The sequence below is a fragment of the Pseudomonas sp. LBUM1670 genome (genome assembly GCF_059695695.1).
Genome location: NZ_CP166783.1, coordinates 3,712,614 through 3,739,245, shown reverse-complemented (window position 1 = coordinate 3,739,245; position 26,632 = coordinate 3,712,614). Strand labels below are relative to the sequence as shown.

The 26,632-nt window shown below is 59.7% G+C and carries 29 protein-coding genes; 10 read left to right on the top strand and 19 right to left on the bottom strand.

The window, feature by feature from the left end:
• Positions 1–24: 24 nt before the first annotated feature.
• Both ACA073_RS16945 and ACA073_RS16940 read left to right on the top strand, forming a co-directional pair.
• Complete coding sequence (locus ACA073_RS16945) at positions 25–957, top strand: lipid A biosynthesis lauroyl acyltransferase (RefSeq protein WP_497397951.1); 933 nt, start codon at positions 25–27, stop codon at positions 955–957.
• Positions 958–1,125: 168 nt separating this feature from the next.
• A complete protein-coding gene (locus tag ACA073_RS16940; protein WP_497397949.1) occupies positions 1,126–2,298 on the top strand; it encodes a patatin-like phospholipase family protein in 1,173 nt (390 codons plus the stop codon).
• A 130-nt stretch (positions 2,299–2,428) separates the two neighbouring features.
• Here the strand turns inward: ACA073_RS16940 and ACA073_RS16935 are convergent, their stop codons facing one another.
• From ACA073_RS16935 to puuE, 8 genes are all read right to left on the bottom strand, one after another.
• Positions 2,429–3,214 carry an outer membrane protein OmpK gene (locus ACA073_RS16935; RefSeq protein ID WP_497397947.1) on the bottom strand — a complete coding sequence of 262 codons (786 nt, stop codon included), beginning with the start codon at positions 3,212–3,214 and terminating at the stop codon, positions 2,429–2,431.
• A 374-nt stretch (positions 3,215–3,588) separates the two neighbouring features.
• Complete coding sequence (locus ACA073_RS16930; protein WP_497397945.1) at positions 3,589–4,374, bottom strand: outer membrane protein OmpK; 786 nt, start codon at positions 4,372–4,374, stop codon at positions 3,589–3,591.
• A gap of 172 nt (positions 4,375–4,546) precedes the next feature.
• Complete coding sequence (locus ACA073_RS16925) at positions 4,547–5,905, bottom strand: nucleobase:cation symporter-2 family protein (RefSeq protein ID WP_497397943.1); 1,359 nt, start codon at positions 5,903–5,905, stop codon at positions 4,547–4,549.
• Between the two features lie 192 nt (positions 5,906–6,097).
• Positions 6,098–7,390: a urate hydroxylase PuuD gene (locus ACA073_RS16920; protein ID WP_497397941.1), complete on the bottom strand. Its 1,293-nt coding sequence runs from the start codon at positions 7,388–7,390 to the stop codon at positions 6,098–6,100.
• Between the two features lie 50 nt (positions 7,391–7,440).
• A complete protein-coding gene (locus ACA073_RS16915; protein WP_008005655.1) occupies positions 7,441–7,944 on the bottom strand; it encodes an ureidoglycolate lyase in 504 nt (167 codons plus the stop codon).
• Positions 7,945–8,064: 120 nt separating this feature from the next.
• Positions 8,065–9,060: an allantoicase gene (gene alc, locus ACA073_RS16910; RefSeq protein WP_033057158.1), complete on the bottom strand. Its 996-nt coding sequence runs from the start codon at positions 9,058–9,060 to the stop codon at positions 8,065–8,067.
• An 88-nt stretch (positions 9,061–9,148) separates the two neighbouring features.
• Positions 9,149–9,664, bottom strand: a complete 516-nt coding sequence (gene uraD / locus ACA073_RS16905; protein ID WP_497397939.1) for a 2-oxo-4-hydroxy-4-carboxy-5-ureidoimidazoline decarboxylase — start codon at positions 9,662–9,664, stop codon at positions 9,149–9,151.
• Positions 9,661–10,587 (bottom strand): allantoinase PuuE, encoded by a 927-nt coding sequence (gene puuE / locus ACA073_RS16900; protein WP_497397937.1) that lies wholly within the window; start codon positions 10,585–10,587, stop codon positions 9,661–9,663. The genes uraD and puuE overlap by 4 nt, the downstream gene beginning before the upstream one ends.
• A gap of 420 nt (positions 10,588–11,007) precedes the next feature.
• Between puuE and uraH the strand changes: the two genes are divergently transcribed.
• Positions 11,008–11,361 (top strand): hydroxyisourate hydrolase, encoded by a 354-nt coding sequence (gene uraH / locus ACA073_RS16895; protein WP_461954060.1) that lies wholly within the window; start codon positions 11,008–11,010, stop codon positions 11,359–11,361.
• 202 nt (positions 11,362–11,563) lie between these two features.
• Here uraH and ACA073_RS16890 read toward each other — a convergent pair whose 3' ends face one another.
• The 3 genes from ACA073_RS16890 to ACA073_RS16880 form a co-directional block, all read right to left on the bottom strand.
• On the bottom strand, positions 11,564–12,190 hold the full coding sequence (locus ACA073_RS16890; RefSeq protein WP_497397934.1) for a LysE family translocator: 627 nt from the start codon (positions 12,188–12,190) through the stop codon (positions 11,564–11,566).
• Positions 12,191–12,375: 185 nt separating this feature from the next.
• Positions 12,376–13,725 (bottom strand): NCS2 family permease, encoded by a 1,350-nt coding sequence (locus tag ACA073_RS16885; protein WP_497397932.1) that lies wholly within the window; start codon positions 13,723–13,725, stop codon positions 12,376–12,378.
• Between the two features lie 333 nt (positions 13,726–14,058).
• Positions 14,059–14,505, bottom strand: coding sequence for a MarR family winged helix-turn-helix transcriptional regulator (locus ACA073_RS16880; RefSeq protein ID WP_497397930.1), 447 nt, complete (start codon positions 14,503–14,505; stop codon positions 14,059–14,061).
• A gap of 83 nt (positions 14,506–14,588) precedes the next feature.
• On the opposite strand from ACA073_RS16880, the gene ACA073_RS16875 reads away from it, so the two are divergent.
• Complete coding sequence (locus ACA073_RS16875; protein ID WP_497397928.1) at positions 14,589–15,755, top strand: aminotransferase-like domain-containing protein; 1,167 nt, start codon at positions 14,589–14,591, stop codon at positions 15,753–15,755.
• A 169-nt stretch (positions 15,756–15,924) separates the two neighbouring features.
• On the opposite strand, the gene ACA073_RS16870 is transcribed toward ACA073_RS16875, so the two are convergent.
• The 5 genes from ACA073_RS16870 to ACA073_RS16850 all read right to left on the bottom strand — a co-directional run bounded on the left by ACA073_RS16870 (position 15,925) and on the right by ACA073_RS16850 (position 18,707).
• Positions 15,925–16,296 (bottom strand): glutathione S-transferase N-terminal domain-containing protein, encoded by a 372-nt coding sequence (locus tag ACA073_RS16870; RefSeq protein WP_438660711.1) that lies wholly within the window; start codon positions 16,294–16,296, stop codon positions 15,925–15,927.
• 100 nt (positions 16,297–16,396) lie between these two features.
• Complete coding sequence (gene folE / locus ACA073_RS16865) at positions 16,397–16,942, bottom strand: GTP cyclohydrolase I FolE (RefSeq protein ID WP_497397925.1); 546 nt, start codon at positions 16,940–16,942, stop codon at positions 16,397–16,399.
• Positions 16,943–17,019: 77 nt separating this feature from the next.
• On the bottom strand, positions 17,020–17,577 hold the full coding sequence (locus ACA073_RS16860; RefSeq protein WP_056740389.1) for a Smr/MutS family protein: 558 nt from the start codon (positions 17,575–17,577) through the stop codon (positions 17,020–17,022).
• Positions 17,578–17,664: 87 nt separating this feature from the next.
• The gene (locus ACA073_RS16855) at positions 17,665–17,985 is read right to left on the bottom strand and encodes a hypothetical protein (protein WP_497397923.1); all 321 of its coding nucleotides are present in this window, start codon (positions 17,983–17,985) and stop codon (positions 17,665–17,667) included.
• A gap of 131 nt (positions 17,986–18,116) precedes the next feature.
• Positions 18,117–18,707: a cysteine hydrolase family protein gene (locus ACA073_RS16850; RefSeq protein ID WP_497397921.1), complete on the bottom strand. Its 591-nt coding sequence runs from the start codon at positions 18,705–18,707 to the stop codon at positions 18,117–18,119.
• Between the two features lie 239 nt (positions 18,708–18,946).
• Here ACA073_RS16850 and prmB point away from each other — a divergent pair, with 239 nt between their 5' ends.
• Positions 18,947–19,855: a 50S ribosomal protein L3 N(5)-glutamine methyltransferase gene (prmB, locus tag ACA073_RS16845; protein ID WP_497397919.1), complete on the top strand. Its 909-nt coding sequence runs from the start codon at positions 18,947–18,949 to the stop codon at positions 19,853–19,855.
• Between the two features lie 125 nt (positions 19,856–19,980).
• Here the strand turns inward: prmB and ACA073_RS16840 are convergent, their stop codons facing one another.
• The gene (locus ACA073_RS16840) at positions 19,981–20,772 is read right to left on the bottom strand and encodes a hypothetical protein (protein ID WP_497397917.1); all 792 of its coding nucleotides are present in this window, start codon (positions 20,770–20,772) and stop codon (positions 19,981–19,983) included.
• Positions 20,773–20,871: 99 nt separating this feature from the next.
• Complete coding sequence (locus ACA073_RS16835) at positions 20,872–21,825, bottom strand: alpha/beta hydrolase (RefSeq protein WP_497397915.1); 954 nt, start codon at positions 21,823–21,825, stop codon at positions 20,872–20,874.
• 129 nt (positions 21,826–21,954) lie between these two features.
• On the opposite strand from ACA073_RS16835, the gene aroC reads away from it, so the two are divergent.
• Genes aroC through mtnC form a run of 5 tightly spaced genes read left to right on the top strand, consistent with a single transcriptional unit; the run spans position 21,955 to position 26,089 of the window.
• The gene (aroC, locus tag ACA073_RS16830) at positions 21,955–23,046 is read left to right on the top strand and encodes a chorismate synthase (RefSeq protein ID WP_214377243.1); all 1,092 of its coding nucleotides are present in this window, start codon (positions 21,955–21,957) and stop codon (positions 23,044–23,046) included.
• A gap of 28 nt (positions 23,047–23,074) precedes the next feature.
• On the top strand, positions 23,075–24,226 hold the full coding sequence (locus ACA073_RS16825; protein WP_497397913.1) for an MFS transporter: 1,152 nt from the start codon (positions 23,075–23,077) through the stop codon (positions 24,224–24,226).
• Positions 24,223–24,843: a methylthioribulose 1-phosphate dehydratase gene (locus tag ACA073_RS16820; RefSeq protein WP_497397911.1), complete on the top strand. Its 621-nt coding sequence runs from the start codon at positions 24,223–24,225 to the stop codon at positions 24,841–24,843. Before ACA073_RS16825 ends, ACA073_RS16820 begins: the two co-directional genes overlap by 4 nt.
• A gap of 12 nt (positions 24,844–24,855) precedes the next feature.
• Positions 24,856–25,401 (top strand): 1,2-dihydroxy-3-keto-5-methylthiopentene dioxygenase, encoded by a 546-nt coding sequence (locus ACA073_RS16815; RefSeq protein ID WP_034151296.1) that lies wholly within the window; start codon positions 24,856–24,858, stop codon positions 25,399–25,401.
• 4 nt (positions 25,402–25,405) lie between these two features.
• The gene (gene mtnC / locus ACA073_RS16810) at positions 25,406–26,089 is read left to right on the top strand and encodes an acireductone synthase (RefSeq protein WP_497397909.1); all 684 of its coding nucleotides are present in this window, start codon (positions 25,406–25,408) and stop codon (positions 26,087–26,089) included.
• A 188-nt stretch (positions 26,090–26,277) separates the two neighbouring features.
• Here the strand turns inward: mtnC and ACA073_RS16805 are convergent, their stop codons facing one another.
• Entirely contained in the window at positions 26,278–26,556 is a 279-nt protein-coding gene (locus ACA073_RS16805; protein WP_497397907.1) for a DUF3509 domain-containing protein, read from the bottom strand.
• Positions 26,557–26,632: the final 76 nt, after the last annotated feature.

Below are 26,632 nucleotides of genomic sequence, written 5' to 3'. Positions count from 1 at the left end.
GCCATTGTCTTTCCGGAACATTTAATGGATCGCCCGCGTTTTCAAAAAGCATTTCTGATGCCGCGTTTCTGGCCGCTGTGGTGTGGCTTGGGGCTGTTGTGGCTGATTGTTCAATTGCCATACCCGGCGTTGCTGTTTATCGGGCGCGGCCTCGGTGCCTTGATGTATCGCGCGGCGGGCGACCGACGGCGCATTGCCAAGCGCAACCTGGAGCTGTGCTTCCCGGAAAAATCCTCCGCCGAGCGCAAACGCCTGCTCAAGGAAAACTTTGCCTCCACCGGCATCGCTTTCTTTGAAATGGCCATGAGCTGGTGGTGGTCCCGGGAGCGTCTGGCGAAACTGGCCCACGTCGAAGGGCTGGAGCATCTGAAGAAAGCCCAGCGCGATGGCAAGGGCGTGATTCTGATGGCCGTGCATTTCACCACGCTGGAAATCGGCGCGGCGTTGCTCGGTCAGCAGCACACCATCGATGGCATGTACCGCGAGCATAAGAACCCGCTGTTCGATTACATCCAGCGCAATGGCCGCGAGCGTCACAACCTCGACTCGCTGGCCGTGGAGCGCGAAGACGTGCGCGGCATGCTCAAGTTGCTGCGCGCCGGCCGGGCGATCTGGTATGCACCGGATCAGGACTACGGCGCCAAGCAAAGCATCTTCGTGCCGCTGTTCGGGATTCAGGCTGCGACGGTGACCGCGACCAGCAAGTTTGCGCGGCTGGGCAAGGCGCTGGTGGTGCCGTTCACCCAGGAGCGTCTGGCGGACGGCAGTGGTTATCGACTGGTGATCCATGCGCCGCTCGAGGGTTTCCCCGGGGAGACCGAAGAGGCCGATTGCCTGCGGATCAATCAATGGATCGAAGGCGTGCTGCGCGACTGCCCGGAGCAATACCTCTGGGCCCATCGCCGCTTCAAGAGCCGTCCGCCGGGCGAACCCAAGCTGTACGCAAAACGCGGTTGAACCACGATCCCCTGTAGGAGCGAGCTCGCTCGCGAAAAACTTGAGACCACTGCGGGGTGTCAGGCTGCAAACGTCATCGTTGACGACCTTCGCGAGCGAGCTCGCTCCTACAGGTTGTTATAGACAGGGTTGGAGCGACATCCCATCAAGCACCATGGAGCGTTGTGCATGAGTCCAGGCGAACCGGTAACAGGGTTGATTCTTTCCGGCGGCGGGGCTCGGGCGGCCTATCAGGTTGGCGTGCTGGCGGCGATTGCCGAACTGTTGCCGGAGGGCGCCAGCAATCCGTTCCCGGTGATCGTCGGCACCTCGGCCGGGGCGATCAACGCGGTCAGTCTAGCCAGCGGGGCGATGGATTTCCGTGGCGCCATCGAACGTCTGACCACCTTTTGGCAGGGGTTCCGTAGTCATCTGGTGTTACGCAGCGACTGGCCGGGCGTGATCCGTCAGGCCAGCCGGTTTGTCAGCCACAGTTTGCTCGGCATCGGCGCTCAGGTGCCGGTGGCCTTGCTCAACAGCTCGCCGCTGCGCGGGTTGCTCAACGACAAACTGCACATGACCGGCATCGCCGAAGCCATCGCGCAGAAGCAATTGCAGGCCGTCGCGGTCACCGCGTTCGGCTATGAATCCGGTCAGGCCGTGACGTTCTACCAGGGCGGTAAAACCATCGACGCGTGGTTGCGTCATCGGCGCATCGGCGTTCCCACACAGTTGACCGTCGAGCACTTGCTCGCCAGCTCCGCCATTCCACTGCTGTTTGCGCCGGTCAAAATCGGCGAAGAGTATTTCGGCGATGGCGCGGTACGCCAATCGGCACCGATCAGCCCGGCCCTGCACCTGGGCGCCAGCCGCGTGCTGGTGGTGGGCGTCAGCGGCAACCCGCGCGGAGTCGACCCGGAGCAACCGCTGCAGCGCGCCTACACCGGCCAGCAACCGACGCTCGCACAGATCGGCGGGCACATGCTCAACAGTACGTTCATTGACAGTCTGGAAAGCGACATCGAGTTGCTGCAACGGCTCAATCAATTCAGTCATCTGATGCCCGATGGCACACCGACCCGTGCGCTCGGTGTCGCGCCGGTGGAGGTGCTGGTGATTTCGCCGAGCCAGCCGATCGATGAAATAGCTGCGCGTCACCGTCAGGAATTACCGGCGGCGTTGCGTCTGTTTCTGCGCGGGCCGGGGGCGACCAAGACCAGCGGGGCGGGGGTGTTGAGTTATCTGCTGTTCGAGGCGGGGTATTGCAGCGAGTTGATTGATCTGGGGCGGCGGGATGCGTTGGCCAAGCGCGGGGAGTTGTGTCGTTTTCTCGGGTTGGCGGAGCCTGTGGTTGCGGCTTGAAATCGGCGGTGTGGCCTTCGCGAGCAAGCCCGCTCCCACAGGTTTTGTGTCGTCCGCCAAGTAAGTGAACGATACAGAGCCTGTGGGAGCGTGGCTTGCCCGCGAAGGCGTCCTCACAGACGCCGCTGGATCAGAAGTGGAACTTCACCAGGAAGCTCGTAGTGCTCTGATCAGTCTTGAAGTACTGGCTGTCTTGAATCCCGTACTTGTCCGACCAATAGTCGTACTCCACACCCACATACAACTGCTTCTCGCCAAAATTCAGCGCTTTACCCAAGTCATATTTAACCTGCGGATTGAAGTGCAGGTTGGCGTGGTAGTCGCCTTTGGAGTTGGAGTCGTTGTCGACCACCCAGTCAATGAAACCATCGATCAGGATGCTCGAATCGCCGACCGGGATGGTGTAGGCCCAGGCCGGGGTGATTTGCCAGACGTTGTCGCCCGCACGGCTGCCTTCGGTGTGACGCTGGTAGAAGTTCAACTGGAAGTAGTCGAAGCCAGGGATGTCCAGGTCGAAACCCGGACCGATCAGGTAGGACTCGGTATCGCCTTCACCGAACTCGTAGGTCATCGCCAGCAGGACGTCTTTGACCGGACCGAACCCGATCTTCTGGTCGAGGACTTTGCCCAAGGAAATACGTGGGCTGAACTCACCGTAATAGGTGTTCGGGCCAGCGTTGAAGTCCTTTTCGCCGTTGTAGAAGATCTTGTCGACGAAGAAGAAGTTGTCCCCGTATTTCCAGCCATCGACGTGTTCGAACGTCACGGTCTGCTGAATGCGCGGGTTGACCTGGAAGTCCTTGCCATACAAGTAGGACAGACTGTTGTTCTGCCATTGCAGCAAGTCGCCGGCCATGGCCTGGCCCCCGGCCAGCAAAGATCCCGCCAGCATCAGGCTAGTGCACGTACGTTTCATTCGGTTGCTCCCAAAAGTAGGTGTTCCACGTTGTTTTTTTAAGGTCGGCGCTCTGGTCTGGCGCCTTTTTCTGTAGCGGTAAAAAATCATCCAATCGGTCAGCTTCATTGCTGTTAGCAAGAGCTGCGCCAAGGCTTTCGAAAAACCAAAAAACTCCCGTTCGGCGGCTCAAGAACCGTCGAATGAAAGGGGTTTTGGAATGCCTTGATACCGTCCAGGGCCGGGATAAGTTGGCTTTCTGGTCAGGAATTAAATCCGGGCTTTTTTTTAAAGCGGATTCAGGCGGCCGCGGAGAATACTGACTCCTTGGCCAGGTCTCAAGTGCCCCGCAACAGCGCACCGACGATAGGTTTGGGGCACGGTTGCGGGGCATGTTAGAAGTGCACCTTCACCAGCAGGCTCGCGGTGTTTTGATTCGTGTCCAGATTCGAGTTGTTTTCGACCCCGTACTTGTTCTTCCAGTAGCTGTATTCGGTGCCGATGTAGAACTGTTTCTGACTCCAGCCCAGGGCTTTTCCGAGGTCATATTTGATCTGCGGATTGAAGTGCAGGTTGGCGTGGTAAGTGCCGCGCGAGTTCTGATCGTTGTCCACCACCCAGTCCAGATAACCGTCGATCAACAGGTCCGAGTTGCCCAAGGGAATGCTGTAGGACCAGGCGGGCGTGATCTGCCAGACACCATCGCCGGGGCGCGGGCCTTCGGTCTGGCGGCGATAGAAGTTCAACGTGAAATAGTTGAAGCCCGGCACTGCGAGGTCGAAACCGGGGCCGATCAGATAGGCTTCGCTGTCGCCTTCGCCATACTCATAAGTCATGGCCAGCAGCACGTCCTTGATCGGGCCGTATTCGAAGCGGCGGTCGAGGATCTTGCCGAAGGAGAGGCGGGGGCTGAACTCGCCGTAAAAGGCGTGGGGGCCTTTGTTACGGTCGTCTTCGCCGTTATAGAAAATCTTGTCGACGAACAGGAAGTTGTCGCCGTACTTCCATTTATCGGCGTGCTCGAACGTCACGGTCTGCTGGATCGACGGGTTGATCGCGAAATTCTTGCCGTACAAATAGCTCAGGCTGTTGGTCTGCCACAGCAATAAATCGCCGGCCATGGCTTGGCTGGCGGCCAGGAGACCACCGCCCAACAGCATGTTTGTCTGTGTCCGAATCATCTGTTGCTCCCTCTTGTTTTTATTGTTCGTGGCGAGAGGATTTATCCCCGTTGGGGCGCGAAGCGGCCCCGGCATTTCTCCAGTCGTACCCTGCTCACAGGTTTTACGACTGCTTCGCAGCCGAACGGGGGCAAGCCCCCTCGCCACAGGAAGGCGGTTCAACACAGGTTGGTTAGTGGGCGCGCGCGGGGCAGTCGTTGATCGCGGCGCGTTCGCGGCCGCCGAGGATGTTGAACAGCAGGTTCAGCGCCAAGGCGCTCAACGTCGCCATGGCAATTCCACTGTGGGTGATCGGACTCATCCACAGTGGCAGGTGCGCAAAAAACTCTGGACGCACCACCGGAATCAAGCCCATGCCGATGCTCACCGCCACCAGCAGCTGGTTGCGACGGTCACCGATGTCGGCCTCCTGAAGAATCTTGATCCCGGTGGCAGCGACCATGCCGAACATCGCAATCGCGGCGCCGCCGAGCACGGCGGGGGGAATCGAAGCCACCAGGAATGCGGCTTTTGGCAGCAGGCTCAATACGATCAGCAACCCGCCGGCGACGATGGTCACCGAACGGCAGCGCACGCCGGTCATTTGCACCAGACCGATGTTCTGCGCGAAAGAAGAGTGAGTGAAGGTATTGAAGAACCCGGCGAAGAACGACGCACCGGCATCACACAACAAGCCGCGACGCAGCATCCGTGGGCAGACTTCCTGACCGGTGATCTTGCCCAGTGCGAGGAACATCCCGGTGGACTCGACGAAGATGATCACCACCACCAGGCACATCGAAAGTATCGGCGCGAGTTCAAACTTCGGCATGCCGAAGTGCAGCGGGGTGACGATCTGCAGCCAGGGCGCCTGAGCCATGCCGCTGAGGTCGACCATGCCGATCAGCCCGCAGACCACGTAGCCCAGGCACATGCCGATCAGCACGGAAATGTTGACCCAGAAACCGCGCATGAAGCGATGGACCAGCAGGATGGTGGCCAGCACCAGCGCGGCGATCGCCAGGTAAATCGGTGAACCGAATTGAGCGGCGCCAGCACCGCCGCCCGCCCAGTTCACGGCCACGGGGAACAGCGACAAACCGATCGAGGTGATGACCGTGCCGGTCACCAGAGGCGGGAAGAAGCGCACGACTTTGGACATGAACGGCGCAATGAGCATGCCGAAGAACCCGGCGGCGATGGTCGCGCCGAAGATGCCCTGCAGACCGATGCCCGGCATGCCGGCCATGGCGACCATGCTGCCGACGGCAGCGAAACTGGCGCCCATCATGACCGGCATGCGGATGCCCATCGGGCCGATGCCCAGCGACTGGACGAGGGTGGCGATGCCGGCGACCAGCAGGTCGGCGTTGATCAGGAAGGCGATTTCTTCACGACTCAGGCCAGCGGCCTGTCCGATGATCAGCGGCACCGCGATGGCTCCGCCGTACATCAGCAAAACATGTTGCAGACCGACCAGGATCAGTTGCAAAAGGGGCAAACGCTGAATGGCGGGTGCGTCGGGGATGCGCGCTTCGGATAGCTCGGACATGCAACACCTCGGATCTTTTTTATTCTTGTGATTTTGTGCATCAGGCAAACCTGTGGAGCGGGCTTGCTCGCGAAGAGGCCATTACGTTCAACATCAACGTTGATTGACCCAACGCTTTCGCGAGCAAGCCCGCTCCCACAGGGATATGCATTCCAATGTGGGAGCTAGCTTGCTGGCGATGCTTTTAACTACTTAATGGGTCGGAGCTCCCTGAACAATCCACGCGCCGATCAGGTCACGTTCCTGCTGGGTCATCTGGGTGATGTTGCCCAGTGGCATGATCTGGCTGGTGACCGCTTGAGCCTGAATCCGCGCCGCGTTCTGGCGGATCTGCTCGGGAGTGTCGAACATCACGCCGGCCGGTGCCGCGCTGAACAGCGGGCTGGTCGGTTTGGCCGAGTGGCAAACCGAGCAACGTTCCTGGATCACGCTGTGCACCTTGTCGAAACTTGGGCCGGCGTTTGCAGCCTGGACCGGTGCTTCAGCAGGTTTCGCCGCGGCAGGTTTGGCATCCCCGCCGAGGGCGGTTTCCGGCAACGGCTGGTACTCGATGGTGCCTGGCGCCTTGGCCACTTCAGGTGCGCTCGGCATTTGCGCCGGGCCAGTCACGTAAGCCAGGCAGATCATGCCCACAGCTGCGACGGGCAGGGTCCAGGCAAACTTGTGGCTGTCGTGACGGGTGTTGAAGTAGTGACGCACCAACACCGCCAGCACCGCGATCCCGGCCAGGATCAGCCAGTTGTACTGGCTGCCGTAGGTGCTCGGGAAGTGGTTGCTGATCATGATGAACAGCACTGGCAAGGTGAAGTAGTTGTTGTGCCGCGAACGCAGCAAGCCTTTGGCCGGCAACGCCGGGTCCGGCGTGCGTTTCTCGGCAATCGCCGCCACCAGTGCGCGCTGCGCCGGCATGATGATGCGGAACACGTTGCCGACCATGATGGTGCCGATGATCGCGCCGACGTGCAGGTACGCGCCACGGCCGCTGAACACTTTGCTGAAGCCGTAAGCGGCGCCGATGATCAGCACGAAGAGGATGAAACCGAGCAGGGCAGGGCGTTTGCCCAGGGCCGAGTCGCAGAGGAAGGAGTAGACGAACCAGCCGACGAACAACGAGGCGATGCCCAGGGCAACACCTTCAGGGCCGGTCAGGCTGCTGCCCGGTGCCAGCAGGTACAACGTCGGATTGGAGTAGAACACCACGCACAGCAGCGCGATCCCCGACAGCCAGGTGAAATAGGCTTCCCATTTGAACCAGTGCAGGTTGTCCGGCATGGTCGGTGGGGCCAGTTTGTATTTTTCCAGGTGGTAGATGCCGCCGCCGTGGATCGCCCATAGATCGCCGGCAAGACCGCTTTTCGGGTTGACCCGATTGAGGTTGTTTTCCAGCCAGACGAAATAGAACGACGCACCGATCCAGGCCACGCCAGTAATCATGTGAACCCAGCGCACGCTCAGGTTCAGCCATTCCAACAGATGTGCTTCCACAGTCTTTACCTCTCGCCCGTCACTCTGTTGTCGAGTGATCGGACCTTCTCTTATTGGTGGGGGGCAAGGATCAAACGCTCATCCTCTTTGAAAAAATGCTCATCGCAGTTATTGCCTGTGCCACTGCGATCAACCACCAGGAAGTCATCCCGCTTTTCGATCGTCAGCACCGGATGGTGCCAAACGCCGCGATGGTAATTGATGCCCTGCCTGCCGTTGGTGACGAAGGCGCGGACCAAGCCTGATACCGGTTCATCGCCAAGTGGCGCGACCACGATCAGAAAGGGGTTGCCGAGCAGCGGAATGAAAGCCTGGCTGCCCAGCGGGTGACGCTCCAGCATGCAGACGGTCAGCGGCATGTCCTGCGCGTCGGCGCGGAAGATGCTGATGATCGCATTGTCCTCTGGCGTGGCGGTTTCCACCGTCGCCAGTTTGTGAAAGCGCATGGTCGAACCGTTGTTGATCATGAAGTGATCGCTGCCATCGGTTTCGATCACGTCACCGAAAGGGGCGAAGGCTTCTTTGGTCAGCGGTTCAATCGTCAGTGTGCGCATGCTGGTCTTCTTATCCAAATTCTGTGTTGTTTGATCTGACGTCTTCGCGAGCAAGCCCGCTCCCACAGGGGAATGCATTTCAAATGTGGGAGCGGGCTTGCTCGCGAATGGCCTCACCGCTTATTTAGCGACCTTGCCGAGAACGCGCAGGCGGCTCACACCGCCGTCCGGGAACACGTTCAGGCGGATGTGGGTGATCGGCCCCAGCGCCTTGATCTGCTCGGCGAAGGTGTGTTCGGCGTGCATTTCCAGTTTCTGCGCCGGCAGCAATTCGCGCCAGAACAGCGATTGGGTTTCGATCTGGCTGTCGGTGCCGCCCTTGACGAACGCGCCCTGGATCGAGCAAGTGTCCGGGTAGTTACCCTTGAAGTGCAGGGTGTCGACGATGACTTTCTCGATCTCGCCGGCATGACCCAGCGCGACGATGACCCAATCATTGCCCGGTGTACGACGACGCGCGGTTTCCCAGCCGTCGCCCATGTTGATGCCACGGCCCGGGTTGAGGATGTTGCTCATGCGGCCGAAGTGTTCGTCGGAGCAGGCGAGGGCGCGGCCACCGTTCAGGGCGGCGGCCAGGTCAACCTGCTCGTTGTCGCCGACAGCGGACCAGTCGCGGAACGGAATACCGTAGACACGCAGACGGGCCACGCCACCATCCGGATAGATGTTGAAGCGCAGGTGGCTGAAGGCCTGATCGTTATTGATTTCGTGGTAGTGGTGGCTGTTGCCTTGCAGCTCGACGGCCGACAGCACTTCAGTCCACTGGGTGTTGTCGTCCGGTTCGCCCGAGGCCAGGAAGCAGGCTTCCAGCGAAGCCGACGGCGGGAAGTTGCCGGTGAAGAATGAAGTGTCGATGTCCACGCCTTTGATCGAGCCCGGCACGCCCAGACGGATCACCGCGCTGTCGTAGCCTTCGAAGCGCTTGCGGCGCGACTCCCAGCCGTCCATCCACTTGCCGTTGTCATCGAACACGCCCTCCTTCCACACGGCCGGGGTCGGTTGGAACAGACGGTTGGCGTCTGCGAACCAGTCATCGGTGACCGAGATGATTTTGGTGCCCAGGCGGGCGTCGGCCAGGTTGACGAACTTCTCGAAAGGTACGGCGTAAGCTTTCATTCTTCTTGTCTGCCTTTAATAAGTTGGCTTGGGATGCTTGCGAGGCCCTGGGTGTTATTTGCGTTTGAGAACACTCGGGCCAGGCTCGCTATAGGGTCAGTAATCGGAACAGGGCGATCTTGTTGATCTCCGCCAACGCGCATTTGAATTCGGTATCCGCCGAGTTGTGAATGCGCGTTTCGAACGCCGCGAGGATCTGATGCCGGTTGCTGCCTTTTACCGCCATGATGAAGGGAAACTTGAACTTGGCCTTGTAGGCGTCGTTCAGCTCGGTGAAGCGCTGGAACTCTTCGGCCGTGCATTGGTGAATACCGGCGCCAGCCTGTTCATTAGTGCTGGCTTCGGTCAGCTGGCCCTGGACGGCGGCTTTGCCGGCCAGGTCCGGGTGAGCGTTGATCAGGGCCAGTTGGCTTGCGTGATCAGCGCTCAACAGGATGTCGCTCATGCGCTGGTGCAGGGTTTCGATCTCGTCGATCGACGTGTCCTGGCCCAGGTCGTAGGCCTTCTCGGCCACCCATGGCGAATGTTCGTAGATGTCGGCGAAAGCGGCGACGAACGCGTCGCGGCTCAAGCTCGAGGTTTTCAGGGTTTGAAAGGTGCTCATTGGGCAGCCCCTTGGTACGGGTGGGTTGCGTGCCAGTGGCGAGCGATGTCGACGCGGCGGCTGAACCACACCTGTTCATGACTTTTAGCGTATTCGATAAAGCGTTTGAGCGAGGCCAGACGCGCTGGACGGCCGATCAGTCGGCAGTGCAAGCCGATCGAGAGCATCTTCGGTGATTCGGCGCCTTCGGCGTACAGTACGTCGAACGCGTCTTTCAGGTATTCGAAGAAGTCGTCGCCCTTGTTGAACCCCTGAACCTGGGTGAAGCGCATGTCGTTGGTGTCAAGGGTGTACGGAATCACCAAATGCGGCTTGCCGGTCGGGTTGTTCGGTTCCCAGTAGGGCAGGTCGTCGTCGTAGGTGTCGCTGTCGTAGAGGAAACCGCCTTCTTCCATCACCAGGCGACGGGTGTTTGGACCGGTGCGGCCGGTGTACCAGCCCAGTGGGCGTTCGCCGGTGATTTCGGTGAGGACGCGGATCGCTTCGAGCATGTGCTCGCGTTCCTGCGCTTCATCCATGTACTGGTAGTCAATCCAGCGGTAGCCGTGGCTGCAGATCTCGTGGCCGGCCTCGACCATCGCGCGGATCACGTCCGGGTGACGCTGGGCGGCCATGGCCACGGCGAAGATGGTCAGCGGAATATCGAATTCCTTGAACAGTTTCAGAACCCGCCAGATGCCGACGCGGCTGCCATACTCGTAAAGGGATTCCATGCTCATGTTGCGCGCGCCTTGCAGCGGCTGCGCCGAGACCATTTCCGAGAGGAAGGCTTCGGATTCTTTATCGCCGTGCAGGATATTGCGCTCGCCGCCTTCTTCGTAATTGAGCACGAAGGACAGGGCGATGCGGGCGTTGCCCGGCCAGTGTGGGTGAGGAGGGTTACTGCCGTAACCGATCAGGTCGCGTGGGTAGTCAGCGCTCACTGCAGTCTTCCTTCTTATTCGTTGACAGATTGTGTGGCGTGCCTGGAAGTGGGAAGACAGGCTGGCGTCACAGCGATGGACTGATTGTATACAACTTTATATCCAATTTGTAAGCCTGAATTTTCGCATTTTTCATCTGTTGTCATCTTCAGGTGATAGTGCAAGAAACCTGCCTGATTGGTCAGCTAATAGACGGAAGGTCCATTAATCATATGGTTCAACGGCAGATTCACTGCAAATCCCCGGCTGGCGGGGATAGCACTAAAAATGTCGTTTTTATTGTGTACAATTTTTTTGAAAAATGTCTTAATCAGTCGCTCGCCGCAGCGTTTCGTGCTCCGAATCGGTGCGGTCTCCTTTTCAACTGACTTCGGGAGGCGCGAGGTCTGACTGCTCCACGCAGGCAGGCGCGCAGAATCAATGGGACGTTTGACTACACACGTTTTGGACGCTGCACACGGTTGCCCGGGCAGCTCGATCAAGGTCGAGCTGTACCGCGTTGAAGGCTCGCAACTGGAATGGGTCGCCAGCGCGATAACCAACAGCGACGGCCGTGTCGATGCACCGCTGCTGCAAGGTGATGACTACCGTTCCGGGGTCTATCAGGTTCAGTTTCATGCGGGCGATTACTACCGCGCCCGTGGCGTTCAGCTGCCTACGCCTGCGTTCCTGGATGTGGTGGTGCTGCGTTTCGGCATTTCTGCGGAACAGGATCACTATCACGTGCCCTTGCTGATTTCGCCGTACAGCTATTCCACGTACCGGGGCAGCTGACCCCCAAGCAGCTGCCTCCTCCGAGAAGCGACTGCGCATATAGCTTCTTTGGTCTTTCGCCCGCTCACACTGCGGGCTTTTTTTTGCCTGGTGAAATGTGGTATCTGGGATGGCCCCTTCGCGAGCAAGCCCGCTCCCACATTAGATCTTCGCCGCGCTGAGATCTAATGTGGGAGCGGGCTTGCTCGCGAAGCTTTTGACTTCAGCGGCTCAACAACGAAGCCGCCCCCGCGCCACTGAACAAGCCCGCACTCACCAGGTTAAACCAACTCTGCCCCTTGCCACTGCGCAGATACCGCGCCGCGCCATGCGCACCCAGCCCATAAGCCAATTTGCACAGCAGATCCAGCACGCACCACGTGGCAATCATCACCAGCAACTGCGGCAGGAACGGTCGATCCGCGCTCAAGAACTGCGGCAGGAAAGCGGCGAAAAACAGAATGTCTTTCGGATTGCTCGCGCCCAGCACAAACGCACGGCCGAACAGCGCACGAAAGCGCGGCACTGGCGCAGCCTGAGGCACCTCGGCGCCGACCGATGGCTGACGCGATTGTTGCCAGCTCTGCCAGGCGAGATAGAACAGGTACAGCGCACCGACGATTTTCAGCACGCTGAACAGCTGTTCCGACGCCAGCAACAACGCGCCCAAGCCCAAGGCCGACGCGCTGAGCAAGCAGATCGAAGCAAATACGCCACCCAGAAACGCCGGGTAAGAACGGCGCAAACCGTAATTCAGACTGTTGCTGATCATCAGCAAAGACAGTGGCCCCGGGATCAGGATCACCACCAGCGCAGCGCCGCTGAACAGCAGCCAGGTTTCCAGACTCATCACTTTCCTCCATTTGCACAAAAGCCTCACCCGACGGGGTGAGGCTGTTCACTGATGTGAATGTGGCTTTTTGTAGGAGCGAGCTTGCTCGCGATGGTCGTTAACGATTACGCGCGGCTTCTGGGGCAATGCGGCGTTCTTGAGCCCATCGCGAGCAAGCTCGCTCCTACAATCAGCAGTTCCGCTTACAAGAAAATGAACTTGGCGATGAAGATCGCGCAGAGCACCCACAAACTGACGGAAATTTCCTTGTGCTTGCCGGTGAAGGCTTTCAGCACCACGTAGGTGATAAAGCCCAGCGCAATACCGTCGGCGACCGAGAAAGTCAGCGGCATCATGATCGCGGTGACGATCGCCGGAATGCTGTCGGTCGCTTCGTCCCATTCGATGTGCGCCATGCCGCCCATCATCAGCATCGCTACATAAATCAGCGCGCCGGCGGTGGCATACGCGGGGATCATGCCAGCGAGCGGTGCGAAAAACATGGCTGCAATAAATAGCACACCGACGGTCACGGCAGTAAGACCAGTCCGACCTCCAGCGGCGACACCCGCGGCACTTTCAACGTAGCTGGTTACTGGCGGTACACCGACCACCGCCCCGAATACGCTGGAGGCGCTATCGGCTTTCATGGCGCGGGAAAGGTTTTCGATCCGGCCGTCAGCGCCCACCAGGTTGGCCCGCTGGGCCACGCCCATCAGGGTGCCGGCGGTGTCGAACATGTGCACGAAGAGGAAGGCCAGCACCACGCTGATCATGCTGACGTTGAACACGCCGGCAACGTTCATGGCCATCCAGGTCGGTGCCAGGCTCGGCGGTGCCGACATGATGCCCTCGTAATGCACCAGGCCCAGGCCCCAACCGGCCAGCGTCACGGTGATGATGCTGATGAGGATCGCGCCGAAAACCTTGTGGTAGCTGAGCACGGCGATCATCAGGAAGCAGATGGCGGCCAGCAGCGGGCCAGGTTCGCGCAACGAGCCAAGCTTGATCAGGGTGGCCGGACTATCGACGACGATACCGGCGGTTTTCAAGCCGATCAGCCCGAGAAACAAACCTACGCCGGCGCCCATCGCAAAGCGCAGGCTCACCGGAATGCTGTTGAGCAGCCATTCGCGGATCCGGGAAAAGGTCAGGATCATGAACAACACGCCAGACACAAACACCGCACCGAGGGCGGTTTCCCAGTTGTAGCCCATGGTGCCGACCACGGTGTAGGTAAAGAAAGCGTTCAAGCCCATGCCCGGCGCCAGGCCGACCGGCCAGTTGGCGTAGAGACCCATCAACAGGCAGCCCAGTGCGGCGGCGATGCAAGTGGCGACGAACGCGGCGCCGTGATCGATCCCGGCGTCAGCCATGATGTTGGGGTTGACGAAGATGATGTAAGCCATAGTGATGAAGGTTGTCAGACCGGCAATCAGCTCGGTCTTCACCGTGGTGCCATGCAAGCTGAGTTTGAAGATGCGCTCCAGCCAGCCAGTGCGTAACGGCGGCGAGAGATCCAGCGTCGGGGCTTCGGATTTGCGGCTTTCCACAGCGAGTACTCCTCAAGAGTTTTATTGTTATTTCCAGGGCCGGACCCATGAGGGTGGCAGCGGCCCTTTGAGGCTATCGCGAATTTGTTGACCGCTTGGTCAGGAACTCGCACGCAGTGGATTATGCTTTTGTATACAAAAAATGCAAATAATGTTTTTGATTTTGTAGACGAAAAGTTTGGCAATAGGGATATATCGCCAGGGAGGACGCCTTCGCGAGCAAGCCCGCTCCCACAAGTGACTGCATTCCCTGATAGGGCTCGGTTACCTGTGGGAGCGGGCTTGCTCGCGAAGGGGCCATGTCGGCCAATACATATCTAACAGGCAAGGCACTCAGTCCGCAGATACCTGGCTTTTCCCCAATGCCAGATTCACCGCCAACCACCCATTCACCGCCGTCTCCCCAGCCTCGGCAAACACCCGCTCGAGCAATTTCACCTGCTCACGCCGCAACGATTGTTCAAACCGCGCACCCTCATCGGTCAGTTCCAGCAGCCGCTTGCGCTTGTCCGTCTGCGACGCAACGCTGTTCACCAGATGCATTTCCACCAACTGGCGCAGCGGAATATTCAGCGCTTGCTTGCTTACCCCCAGCAACGCCAGCAATTCCTTGACGCTCAGGTTCGGGTAACGGGCAATGAAAAACACGATGCGTTGATGCACCCGGCTCAAGCCGCGACGCTCGAGCATTTCGTCGGCCTTGGCGGTGAACGCCTGGTAGCCGAAGAAAAACGCCTCCATGGCCTGCTGTTGGGAGGCGGGATTTTTAAGGTCAAGCATGTTGACGTATCCGTTCGGGTTGTCGTAATTTCGGTCAACCAGTTTGACTCATTTTCCCCAGGCCTCGCTACCGGTGACCCTCCATGGCTTTTTCCGAACGTGTCTCGCGCCTTAAAAGTTCTCTGATCCGTGAAATCCTTGCCGCTGCCCAACGGCCGGAAGTGATGTCGTTCGCCGGTGGCTTGCCGGCCGAAGCCATGCTGCCGACTGTCGAATGGGACGACATGCCGCTGTCCATCGGCCAATACGGCATGAGCGAAGGCGAGCCGGCGTTGCGTGAAGCGTTGGCGGCCGAGGCGCGAGCATTGGGCGTGCGGTGCGAGGCGAGCCAGGTGTTGGTGGTCAGCGGTTCCCAGCAAACCCTCGATCTGGCGGCCAAGCTCTACATCGACAAAGGCACCGAGATCCTGCTCGAAGCGCCGACTTACCTGGCGGCGTTGCAGATCTTTCAACTGTTCGGTGCCGACTGCATCACCGTGCCGCTGGAGGCCGAGGGTCCGAATCTGCTTGAGTTGCGCGCGCGTCTGGAAAAGCACAACCCAGCGTTCATCTACCTGATCCCGACCTTCCAGAACCCCTCGGCGGTGCGCTACAGCGAGGCCAAGCGTGACGCGGTCGCCGCGTTGCTGGATGAGTTCGGCGTCACCCTGATCGAAGACGAGCCCTACCGAGAACTGACGTTTGATGGCGGCAGTGCCACACCAATTGTCAGCCGCTTGAAAAAAACCAGCTGGATCTACACCGGCACCGTGTCGAAAACCTTGCTGCCAGGGCTGCGGGTGGGTTACCTGATTGCCAGTCCGGACCTGTTTCCGCATTTGCTGAAGCTCAAGCAATCGGCTGACCTGCACACCAATCGCGTCGGCCAGTGGCAAGCGCTGCAATGGATCGGCACGGAGAAATTTCAGCATCACCTGAGGGAATTGCGGGGCTTTTACCGTGGGCGGCGGGACGCGTTTCAGTCGGCGCTGGAAACCCATTTCTCTGATCTGGCCGATTGGAACGTGCCGCAAGGCGGGCTGTTTTTCTGGCTGACATTGAAGCAACCGCTGGATACGCGAACGTTGCTCAAGGCGGCGCTGGCGGCGGATGTGGCGTTCATGCCGGGGGAGCCGTTTTTTCCGGAGCCGGATAATCACCCGGGGCATCTGCGGCTGAACTTCAGCCATATCGACCCGGCGCGGCTGGATGAAGGGCTCAAGCGATTGGCGGCGGTGGTGCGTCAGGCGCAGGCGGCGAAAGCGGCTTGAGGGGAGGGTAGAAACAAATAAACCGGCTCAAGGGCCGGTTTATTTTTGTCTGGATTTTGTGGTGTTTGTGCCGGCCTCTTCGCGAGCAAGCCCGCTCCCACATTTGACCGTATTCCCCTGTGGGAGCGGGCTTGCTCGCGAAGAGGCCAGTCAAATCACCACAAAACCATCAGGCCGCAGCAAATCGCTTATCCAGATAATCAATAATCACCTTGGATTCATACATCCAGGTGGTCTGGCCATTCTCTTCAATACGCAGGCACGGCACCTTGATCTTGCCACCCTGTTCCAGCAACGCCTGACGATCCTGCTCGTTGTTCTTCGCGTCACGCAATGCCACCGGCACATTCAAGCGGCGCAAGGTGCGGCGGGTTTTCACGCAGAACGGGCAGGCGTGGAACTGATACAGGGTCAGGCCTTTGGCGGCCGTTTCGACCTGAGCCTGAGCAGCGGCGGGGCGCTGCTTCTTGCCGGGGCGGGTGATGAAGTCGATGAAGATGATCAGTTGGCCAAGGCCGACACGAAGCGCTTTAACGAACACGGTACAAGCCTCAAGGGGCGAAAGAAGGCGCGCAGCTTACCTGATTTTTCACAGGCGAAAAAAAACCGGCGATGAATGCCGGTTTTCTTCGTGGTGCGAATTACTTGATCAGGCTGAGGAATTCGCTGCGAGTGGCCGCGTTATCGCGGAACTCACCGAGCATCACCGAGGTGATCATCGACGAATTCTGCTTCTCCACACCGCGCATCATCATGCACATGTGCTTGGCCTCGATCACCACAGCAACGCCTAGGGCTCCAGTAACCTGCTGGACCGCATCGGCGATCTGGCGGCTGAGGTTTTCCTGGATCTGCAGGCGGCGGGCGTACATATCGACGATCCGCGCGACTTTCGACAGGCCCAGCACTTTGCCGCTCGGGATGTAAGCGACGTGGGCCTTGCCGATGAACGGCAGCAGGTGGTGTTCGCACAACGAGTACAGCTCGATGTCTTTCACCAGCACCATTTCGCTGTTGTCGGAGCTGAACAAGGCACCGTTGGTGACTTCTTCGAGTGTCTGTTCATAACCGCGGCAGAGGTACTGCATGGCTTTGGCGGCACGCTTGGGCGTGTCGAGCAGGCCCTCGCGGGAGACGTCCTCGCCCAGTTGGCCGAGAATCGCGGTGTAATTCTGTTCCAGGGACATGAAACTACCTGTGGGATTTTACGCAAAGGGCAAGGGTACGGTGGCAAACACGGCGCTGCAAGCGTGACGCGACAGCTTTACTCGTCGCGACCTTCCATCATGGTGCGTTTTAGCATCACATACACCGCTCCGGCGCCGCCGTGTTTCGCCTGGCACGAGGTGAAGCCGAGCACTTGTGAATGCTGGCGCAGCCAGGTGTTGACGTGGCTTTTGATCATCGGCCGCTTGCCGTCCAGACGCACGGCTTTGCCGTGGGTGACGCGCACGCAGCGGATTTCGAATTTGGTCGCTTCGGCCAGAAAAGCCCAGAGGGTTTCCCGGGCCTTTTCCACGTTCATGCCGTGCAGGTCGAGGCTGCCTTCGAACGGGATCTGGCCGATCTTGAGCTTGCGCATCTGGCTTTCCTGCACGCCGTCGCGCGCCCACATCAGCTCGTCTTCCGGGCCGACGTCGATCACGAACTGATCGGACAGACCGTCAACGGTAGTGGCATCGGTGCGCACGGTGGCGGCTTGGCGCAGCTTGGCGATCTGCGCGCGGTCAGCCTTGGGTTTGCCGGTTTCGGCGCGGTCGTGCTTGATCGGCTTGACGCCTTGGATCGCGCTTTTGAACAGGGAAAAATCGTCGTCTTGCATATCAGCCTCCGCGAAGGGCGGCCAGTTTACCCAAGTCGAGACACGACCGATAACAATTGGGGCCCGCCAACCTGCCGAGCCTTCATTTCAGTCGTGTTTTTTCATCAAATGCGGGGACATGTTCAACGCTTGCGACTGGCGCGCGCGGCGACGGCAACGCCGCCACAGCCACACGCCCAGGTAGAGCAGGAACAGGCCGACCGCCAGAATGATGGCCGAGCCCAGCGGGCTGGCGTTCAGCTCGCCGAGAGCCGGCGGGCGTCCCAGCAGGCTGGCGGCACCGGCCATCGCCAGCAACACACCGCACGTTGCCAGCAAGGCCGCGAACGCTGCGCCGAAGCGAAAACGCCAGTTGCTTTGGCCTTTGGGCCGCAAGCGGCGTGCGTCAAAACCATCGGATAACTTCATTCCGACCTTCCTCAATGGGTATCGGCCCTTCGACCGGGAGTTGACCGGGATGTTCCTGAGGCTAAGACATTTACAGCTAATGAGAGGCTTTTGCGGATGAGCGGCGGCATGAACCGCTCATCAAGCGTAGATCAGATCAGATCGTGGGTCAGGGCGAGGGTGGCGAAGTTGTCCGCCATGATCGCCATTTCGGTCTGTTGAACGTGGTCTGCGCTCAACACACCGCCCTTGTAGGGCAAATCGCGCGTTGCGCAAGCGTCTTCAACCAGGGTGCAACGAAAGCCCAGGTTTTTCGCGGCGCGAACGGTGGTGCTGACGCTGGAATGGCTCATGAACCCGCACACGATCAGGTCCAGCGAACCGAGATTCTGCAGGCGCTCCAGCAATTCGGTGCCGTGAAACGCACTCGGCAGCAGTTTGCCGATGACGGTTTCGTCGGCCTGTGGTTCCAGGCCCGGGATGAACTCACCGCGCTCGCCTTGCGGGTCGAACAGCCCGCCGACGGTGCCAAGGTGACGCACGTGCACGATCGGCCGGCCGGCGGCGCGGGCGGCGCTCACCAGTTGCTTGATGTTTCCGACGGCGGCATCCATGCCGACCAGGGCCAGGGGGCCGCTGAGGTATTCTTTCTGGGCGTCGATGATAACCAGGGTCGCATGGCCCAGATTGGCTGCTGCATAACCGCGGCCGCTGAGTTGAAACATCGTTTTTGGAACAGGCATTCTGGGGCTCCTTGGAGTGGGGCTTTTGCGACATTGTCCTCTGGCTGAGCGCTTCTGTGAATCGCTACCATCGCAGGGGCCGTCGTTGCTGGCCCACAGCGTTGTCAAGATACTCGTTTTGTTCAATAGCCATCGCGAAAAATGGATGCGTCCTACATTGGGGCCAATGTTTTTCCTGCGTCGTCGTGGCGCGTTTTGGCTGTTAGAATCGCCAGTCGTTTTTTTTGGAGTTTGCCCCCGTGATCACTTCCCGACTTCGTACCCTGCGTGACCATATCCGTTGGGCCGTCAGCCACTTCCATGGGGAGGATCTGTTTTTCGGCCATGGGACCGACAACGCCTGGGACGAAGCCCGTCAGCTGGTGTTGGGCGCGTTGCACCTGCCGTGGGAAATTGCTGACAGTTACCTCGACTGCAACCTCGAAGAGGACGAGGTGGTCAGACTGCAACGCATGCTCAAGCGCCGTATCGAAGAACGCATCCCGACCGCTTACCTGCTGGGTGAAGCCTGGTTCTGCGGCATGTCGTTCATTGTCGATGAGCGCGTGTTGATCCCGCGTTCACCGATTGGCGAGCTGATCGAAAAGCGTTTCGAACCATGGCTCGGCGTCGAGCCTGCGCGGATTCTCGACCTGTGCACCGGCTCCGGCTGCATCGGTATTGCGTGTGCCTATGAGTTCCAGAACGCCGAAGTGGTGCTGGCCGACCTGTCGTTCGAAGCGCTGGAAGTGGCCAACAAGAACATCGAGCGTCATGGCGTCGATGAACGTGTGTACACGGTGCAGGGCGATGGCTTCGACGGTTTGCCAGGGCAGCGTTTCGACCTGATCGTGTCGAATCCGCCTTATGTCGATGCGGAAGATTTTGCTGACATGCCAGAGGAATACCAGCACGAGCCCGAGCTGGGCCTGGCGTGTGGAGACGATGGGTTGAACCTGGTGCGCCGCATGCTCGCCGAAGCGGCGGATCATCTGACCGAGAAGGGTTTGCTGATTGTCGAAGTGGGCAACAGCCAGGTTCACGTTGAAGCGTTGTACCCGGAAGTCGACTTCGCCTGGCTCGATTTCGAGCGCGGCGGGCATGGTGTGTTCATGTTGAGCGCCGAGCAGTGCCGCGAGCATCAGGCGCTGTTCGCTTCCCGCGTCTGACTTAAGGACACCTTCGCGAGCAAGCCCGCTCCCACAGGTTATGTGTGTGCCGCATCATTTGGGCACGACATAGCACCTGTGGGAGCGGGCTTGCTCGCGAATGGCCGCGCCGCAGATTCAAACCTTTACCGATGTGTAGCAATCCAGATCAACAACCCCGCCTGAAACACCGCAAACGCCACCAGGCACGTAATGGTGAAACGCAGCCCCGCGTCTTCACGCTTGTACTTGCTGACCTTTTCCTCGTGCTTCTTCAGCTTCACTTCCTGCTCGGCCAGGTTCTGCTCAGCCTGTTGGAGCATCTGCGCAGCCTCGAGAATTTCCACCTGCTGCAGCTTTTCGGTGTTCCAGTCGGCCAACAGGTCGCCGACCTGCACCTCTTTGACGCTGCCCTTCAAATGCTGGGCGTCGGCATAGGCCACGTCGAAACCGTGCACCCGCAGAAAATGATCGCGGCGCAGGCGCGTGTCTTCGTTCAGCGCGTCCTTGTTGTTCAGATCGGTGCCGTCGACGGTGTAGCCGGGCCAGCGCTTTTTCGCCCAGGTAATGCCCTGGGCCGCCATGTAGCGCCCGATGCCGCGGTTCATCGGTTCGATCTGCAAACCGCTGTCCGGCCCGAAATGCACACGTTTGCTGGCGTGATCGACCCACACATCAAGGTGATTCTGTTCCTTGCGCACCCGCTGGCCGGGCAGCGAGATGGTCATGCGCAACAGGCTGTGTTGCTTGTCGTTGCGTTCGGCGTAGCCGAATTCGACAAAGCGCAAGGGCCGCCCGCCAGTGTTGCGATCGGTCTGCAACGGCGCCAGACGGAGCATCTTGTGGTGCTCGACGTGGACGTCCGCCCACGGCAGCTCGACCACTGGCGGTGCGTCTTTTTCAGCGGTGGCGTCGGGTGAAGTCGGGGTATCAGTCATAACGGCGAGATCCTGTCCAAGCTCAGCTTGTCGCCAGTCTTGGCGCTGGCGACAAAGGTTTATCGGCCGTTTTTTGCAAGACTGGAGGGCAAACAGCGCTTAACTGGAGCGAAGTCCGTCAATAAACCCAAGGATTCGCGTGCCGAGCTCGGCTGCGAGTGGCAATTGCGGATCTTTATAAGAGGCCAATTGCCGTTTGACGTCGTTGGGCACGATGCGCATGACGTGGTTCATGCCGTCGATCAGCGCCAGTTCGGCGTCGGGTTTGGCGGCCTTGAGCATTCTGGCGTCATCGACACCGACCTGAATGTCGTTGCTGCCCTGAATGATCAACGCCGGCATTTTCAGTTTGGCGAACGCCGCCGCCGGGTCCTGGCGGAACAGCGAAATCAGGTACGGCTGCACACTCGGGCGGAAAATCACCTGCAACTGCGGCGGCACATTGTGGTCGGTGCGGCCGGCCTTGAGGCTGTCCAGCAATTCGTTACTGCGCAGCATCAGCGGCGGCGGCAGGCGATTGCCCAGTTGCTGGCGCAACACCTGATCGATCGGCCGGGCGCTGCCAGACATGGAAATCACCGCCGCGGCATCGACGCTCGGTGCCGCGAGGCTGGCGATCAGTGCGCCTTCGCTGTGGCCCAGCAGAATCAGTGGGCCGAATCGCGGATCGGCTTTGAGCTTCTGGCCCCAGGCTTCGGCGTCGGCCACATAGGCCTCAACCGACAGATTGCGTTCGTCCGGGGTCGCTGCGAGGCTCGCCGCCACGCCGCGCTTGTCGTAACGCACGCTGGCGATGTTGTGTTTGGCCAGCACCCAGGCCAGGCGCTTGAGGCTGTCGTTGCGCCCGCCGTCGGGGTTGTTGCCGTCACGATCCGTAGGACCGGAGCCGGAAATGATCAGGACAACCGGCACGGGTTTGTCGGATTTTGGCAGCAACAACGAGCCGAAAAGCTCACCGGTGCCGGTATCCAGCGTGATCGGCCGTTGCAGGACTGTGGCCTGTACGAAGCCGGTAAACAAAGTAAGGCTCAAGGCTAAAACTCGCAGCATCATCACGCCATCATTCACAAAGGTGCCGGTTGGACTCGCGGGCACCCATAAGGTTCGAGGATGAACTACTTGGGTAGCCTGCGTATACTGGCGCGCATTACGTATTCAGGTTCATTTCACGGAGCGTCCTGCATGTCCGGCAATACCTACGGCAAGCTGTTCACTGTCACCACCGCAGGCGAAAGCCATGGTCCGGCGTTGGTCGCCATTGTCGACGGCTGCCCGCCGGGTCTGGAGATTTCCCTGGAGGATTTGCAGCGCGACCTAGACCGCCGCAAGCCCGGCACCAGCCGCCACACCACGCAGCGTCAGGAAGCCGACGAAGTCGAAATCCTCTCCGGCATATTCGAAGGACGCACCACCGGTTGCTCTATCGGCCTGTTGATCCGCAACACTGACCAGAAGTCCAAGGACTACTCGGCGATCAAGGACCTGTTCCGCCCGGCCCACGCCGACTACACCTACCACCATAAATACGGCGAACGCGATTACCGCGGCGGCGGTCGCAGCTCGGCGCGGGAAACCGCCATGCGCGTGGCGGCCGGCGCGATTGCCAAGAAGTATCTGGCCACTCAAGGCATCGTCATTCGTGGCTACATGAGCCAGCTCGGCCCGATCGAGATCCCGTTCAAGACCTGGGATTCGGTGGAAGAGAACGCGTTTTTCAGCCCTGATCCGGACAAAGTGCCAGAGCTGGAAGCCTATATGGACCAGCTGCGCCGCGACCAGGATTCGGTCGGCGCGAAGATCACCGTGGTCGCCGAAGGCGTGATGCCGGGCCTCGGCGAGCCGATCTTCGACCGTCTCGACGCCGAGCTGGCTCATGCGCTGATGAGCATCAACGCGGTCAAAGGCGTGGAAATCGGCGCCGGTTTCGCCAGTGTTTCTCAGCGAGGCACCGAGCACCGCGATGAAATGACGCCGGAAGGTTTCCTCAGCAACAACGCGGGCGGCATTTTGGGCGGGATCTCGTCCGGTCAGCCAATTGTTGCGCATCTGGCATTGAAGCCGACCTCGAGCATCACCACGCCGGGCCGTTCCATCGACATTCATGGCAACCCGGTGGAGGTTGTCACCAAGGGCCGTCACGACCCGTGCGTCGGCATCCGCGCCACGCCGATTGCCGAAGCGATGATGGCCATCGTGCTGATGGATCACCTGCTGCGTCACCGCGGGCAGAACGCCGATGTGCGCGTGAGCACGCCGGTGCTGGGTCAGCTTTAATGGCTGACCTCTCAGTCGCTGCGGTCTGATGACCGTGGCGGCGCTTCCGTACTGGCGGCTCTCCAGTTTCTATCTGTTTTATTTCGCCTTGCTCGGTTCGACAGCGCCGTTTCTGGCGCTGTACTTCGATCACTTGGGTTTTTCCAGCGCGCGCATCGGCGAACTGGTGGCGATCCCGATGCTGATGCGTTGTGTCGCGCCGAACATCTGGGGCTGGCTCGGTGACCATACCGGCCGGCGCCTGGCCATCGTGCGCTTTGGCGCGGTCTGCACGTTGCTGACGTTTTCGCTGATTTTCGTCAGCAAGACCTACGCCTGGCTGGCGATGGTCATGGCCTTGCATGCGTTTTTCTGGCACGCGGTGTTGCCGCAGTTTGAAGTCATCACCCTGGCGCATTTGAAGGGCCAGACGCAGCGCTACAGCCAGATTCGTTTGTGGGGCTCCATCGGTTTCATCATCACCGTGGTTGCGCTGGGGCGGTTGTTCGAATGGCTAAGCCTCGACATTTACCCGGTGGCGCTGGTGCTGATCCTGGCCGGCATCGTGGTCAGCAGCCTGTGGGTGCCTAATGCTCAACCGATTCAGGGTGAGCGAATCACGGGAGACGGATTTCTCAAGCAGATGCGCAATCCTGGTGTGTTGGCGTTTTACGGCTGCGTGGCGCTGATGCAGATGAGCCACGGTCCGTATTACACCTTTCTGACCTTGCACCTTGAGCGATTGGGTTACAGCCGTGGCTTGATCGGCATGCTCTGGGCGCTCGGCGTGGTCGCTGAAGTCTTGATGTTTCTGGTCATGAGCAAGATTCTTGCGCGCTTCTCCGTGCGCCGTGTGCTGCTGGCGAGTTTTCTGCTGGCGGCGCTGCGCTGGTTGCTGCTGGGTTCGTTCGCCGAATTTGTCTGGGTGCTGCTGTTTGCCCAGGTGCTGCACGCGGCGACGTTCGGCAGCTTTCACGCGGCTGCCATCCATTTCGTGCAACGTAGCTTCGGTGCGCGCCAGCAAGGGCAGGGCCAGGCGTTGTATGCCGCGCTGGCCGGCACCGGTGGCGCACTGGGCGCGTTGTACTCCGGCTACAGCTGGAATGCCCTCGGGGCCACGTTCACCTTTAGTATTGCCAGTCTGGCAGCCTTCGCCGCTGCCGTTATCATTGCCACACGTATGCAAGAGGACAGGCCATGAGCCTTACCCGTGAACACCTCGCCCAGGAAATCATCGACGCCGGGCGTTTTCTCTATGGCCGCGGATGGTCGCCGGCCACCAGCAGCAATTATTCGACCCGGCTGTCGCCGACCGAAGCCTTGCTGACGGTGTCCGGCAAGCACAAAGGCCAGTTGGGCCTTGATGATGTGCTGGCCACGGATCTGTCGGGCAACAGCCTGGAACCGGGCAAGAAGCCGTCCGCCGAAACCCTGTTGCACACCCAGCTCTATAGCTGGCGCCCGGAAATCGGCGCAGTGCTGCACACCCATTCGGTGAACGCCACGGTGCTGTCGCGCCTGACGCCGGAAGATTTCATCGAGTTCGAAGACTATGAACTGCAAAAAGCCTTCAGCGGCATCTCGACCCACGAATCCCGGGTGCGCGTGCCGATTTTCGACAACGATCAGGACATTGCGCGGCTCGCCGCCGAGGTGCAGCCTTGGCTGGAAGCCCATCCCGATTGCGTCGGCTATCTGATCCGCGGTCATGGCCTCTACACTTGGGGCGCGCGCATGAGCGATGCGCTGCGGCAGATCGAGGCCTTTGAATTTTTGTTCGAGTGCGAGTTGAAGACGCGCTCGCTCTTGAACCATTAAGGAGTTGCCCTGATGAGCAGCCTGTCCGTTTACCACGTCTCAAGCCCTGACATTCCGAACAAGGTGCTGACCCATTTCGAAGACATCGCTTCGACCCTGGCCGAGCAGGGCGTGCGCTTCGACCGCTGGCAAGCGGCGGCGAAAATTCAGCCGGGCGCCAGCCAGGAAGAGGTGATCGCCGCGTATCAGGAGCAGATCGACAAACTCATGACCGAGCGCGGCTACATCACCGTCGATGTGATCAGCCTGAACAGCGACCACCCGCAAAAAGCCGAGCTGCGCGCCAAGTTCCTCGACGAACACCGCCATGGCGAAGACGAAGTACGATTCTTCGTCGCCGGCCGTGGCTTGTTCACCCTGCACATCGACGATTACGTGTACGCCGTGCTGTGCGAAAAGAACGACCTGATCTCGGTGCCGGCCGGCACGCCGCACTGGTTCGACATGGGCGAGCATCCGCATTTCGTCGCGATCCGTTTGTTCAACAATCCCGAAGGCTGGGTGGCCAATTTCACCGGCGAAGACATCGCCAGCCGCTTCCCGCGTCTTGAGGACTGAGCCGATGCCGATCAAAGCGATTCTCACCGACATCGAAGGCACCACCAGCGCGGTGAGTTTTGTGTTCGACGTGCTGTTTCCCTACGCCGCCAAACACCTGCCGGACTTCGTTCGCCAGCACGCCACGCGCGCCGATGTGGCCGAGCAACTGGCCGCCGTGCGCCGGGACAGCGATGAGCCGGACGCGGACGTCGAGCGCGTTATCGAGATCCTTCTGGGCTGGATCGCCGAAGACCGCAAAGCTACGCCGCTCAAGGCTTTGCAAGGCATGGTCTGGGCGCAGGGCTATCAGGCCGGGCAGTTGAAAGGCCACGTGTACCCGGACGCCGTCGAAGCGCTGAAGCGCTGGCATCAGGAGGGTTTCAAACTGTTTGTTTACTCTTCGGGTTCGATTCAGGCGCAAAAACTGATTTTCAGCTGCTCGGAAGCGGGGGATTTGTCGCCGTTGTTCAGCGGCTATTTCGACACCACGTCGGGGCCCAAGCGTGAAGCGCAGTCTTACCAGCGCATAACCCAGGCTATCGGCCTTGAAGCGGCGCAGATTCTGTTTCTGTCGGACATTGTCGAGGAACTGGATGCGGCGCGTACGGCGGGAATGGCGACGTGTGGACTGGCCCGTGAAGGCGGGGAACTGGCAGGGCATGTGACCGTCGACAGCTTTGCGCGGATCGATCCTTCCACAATTTAACGCCGTCACACATAACCTGTGGGAGCGGGCTTGCTCGCGAAAGCGGTGTGTCAGACAACATTTTGCTGAATGACACACCGCTTTCGCGAGCAAGCCCGCTCCCACATGGGATTTGTGCGATTTCAGAAACAACTCAGGCCGTGAAGCGAGAGCTTTCACGGCCTGTTTGTTTGCAGCGTTAAAACGGTTTACGCCGAATGATAAGTCGGCAACGCAAACCGCTGCTGGCTCTGCAGCATGGAGATCTGTGGCAGTTCACTGGCCTGTTCAGCCAGGTCGCGGCGGATGGCGCTGATTACCCATGACAGCTGATCACCGGCATGCAATTGCTGGTAGGAAATCGAGCGTCTGAATACTTTGCCTTCGGTGCTGCGCAAGGTCAGCAGAATGCCACCGTCCGGACGAGGCTGGGTGGTGACTTCGAAGTTGGAGAACAGGGACGAAAATTTTTCTTGGATCAGGTTCATGTCTATCAGCTCCGTAAGCGCTTGAATGGCAAGCATGCAGAGGTAGTTGCAGTGATTGTGCCAGCACCTTTATTTT

Excerpts from the sequence above, each read along its gene's own strand:
- ACA073_RS16945 (WP_497397951.1), top strand. The coding sequence starts at position 25 with ATGGATCGCCCGCGTTTTCAAAAAGCATTTCTGATGCCGCGTTTCTGG.
- ACA073_RS16940 (WP_497397949.1), top strand. The coding sequence starts at position 1,126 with ATGAGTCCAGGCGAACCGGTAACAGGGTTGATTCTTTCCGGCGGCGGG.
- ACA073_RS16935 (WP_497397947.1), bottom strand. The coding sequence starts at position 3,214 with ATGAAACGTACGTGCACTAGCCTGATGCTGGCGGGATCTTTGCTGGCC.
- ACA073_RS16930 (WP_497397945.1), bottom strand. The coding sequence starts at position 4,374 with ATGATTCGGACACAGACAAACATGCTGTTGGGCGGTGGTCTCCTGGCC.
- ACA073_RS16925 (WP_497397943.1), bottom strand. The coding sequence starts at position 5,905 with ATGTCCGAGCTATCCGAAGCGCGCATCCCCGACGCACCCGCCATTCAG.
- ACA073_RS16915 (WP_008005655.1), bottom strand. The coding sequence starts at position 7,944 with ATGCGCACACTGACGATTGAACCGCTGACCAAAGAAGCCTTCGCCCCT.
- alc (WP_033057158.1), bottom strand. The coding sequence starts at position 9,060 with ATGAAAGCTTACGCCGTACCTTTCGAGAAGTTCGTCAACCTGGCCGAC.
- uraD (WP_497397939.1), bottom strand. The coding sequence starts at position 9,664 with ATGAGCACCTTTCAAACCCTGAAAACCTCGAGCTTGAGCCGCGACGCG.
- uraH (WP_461954060.1), top strand. The coding sequence starts at position 11,008 with ATGGGACGTTTGACTACACACGTTTTGGACGCTGCACACGGTTGCCCG.
- ACA073_RS16890 (WP_497397934.1), bottom strand. The coding sequence starts at position 12,190 with ATGAGTCTGGAAACCTGGCTGCTGTTCAGCGGCGCTGCGCTGGTGGTG.
- ACA073_RS16880 (WP_497397930.1), bottom strand. The coding sequence starts at position 14,505 with ATGCTTGACCTTAAAAATCCCGCCTCCCAACAGCAGGCCATGGAGGCG.
- ACA073_RS16875 (WP_497397928.1), top strand. The coding sequence starts at position 14,589 with ATGGCTTTTTCCGAACGTGTCTCGCGCCTTAAAAGTTCTCTGATCCGT.
- folE (WP_497397925.1), bottom strand. The coding sequence starts at position 16,942 with ATGTCCCTGGAACAGAATTACACCGCGATTCTCGGCCAACTGGGCGAG.
- ACA073_RS16860 (WP_056740389.1), bottom strand. The coding sequence starts at position 17,577 with ATGCAAGACGACGATTTTTCCCTGTTCAAAAGCGCGATCCAAGGCGTC.
- ACA073_RS16855 (WP_497397923.1), bottom strand. The coding sequence starts at position 17,985 with ATGAAGTTATCCGATGGTTTTGACGCACGCCGCTTGCGGCCCAAAGGC.
- ACA073_RS16850 (WP_497397921.1), bottom strand. The coding sequence starts at position 18,707 with ATGCCTGTTCCAAAAACGATGTTTCAACTCAGCGGCCGCGGTTATGCA.
- ACA073_RS16840 (WP_497397917.1), bottom strand. The coding sequence starts at position 20,772 with ATGACTGATACCCCGACTTCACCCGACGCCACCGCTGAAAAAGACGCA.
- ACA073_RS16835 (WP_497397915.1), bottom strand. The coding sequence starts at position 21,825 with ATGATGCTGCGAGTTTTAGCCTTGAGCCTTACTTTGTTTACCGGCTTC.
- aroC (WP_214377243.1), top strand. The coding sequence starts at position 21,955 with ATGTCCGGCAATACCTACGGCAAGCTGTTCACTGTCACCACCGCAGGC.
- ACA073_RS16825 (WP_497397913.1), top strand. The coding sequence starts at position 23,075 with ATGACCGTGGCGGCGCTTCCGTACTGGCGGCTCTCCAGTTTCTATCTG.
- ACA073_RS16820 (WP_497397911.1), top strand. The coding sequence starts at position 24,223 with ATGAGCCTTACCCGTGAACACCTCGCCCAGGAAATCATCGACGCCGGG.
- ACA073_RS16815 (WP_034151296.1), top strand. The coding sequence starts at position 24,856 with ATGAGCAGCCTGTCCGTTTACCACGTCTCAAGCCCTGACATTCCGAAC.
- mtnC (WP_497397909.1), top strand. The coding sequence starts at position 25,406 with ATGCCGATCAAAGCGATTCTCACCGACATCGAAGGCACCACCAGCGCG.
- ACA073_RS16805 (WP_497397907.1), bottom strand. The coding sequence starts at position 26,556 with ATGAACCTGATCCAAGAAAAATTTTCGTCCCTGTTCTCCAACTTCGAA.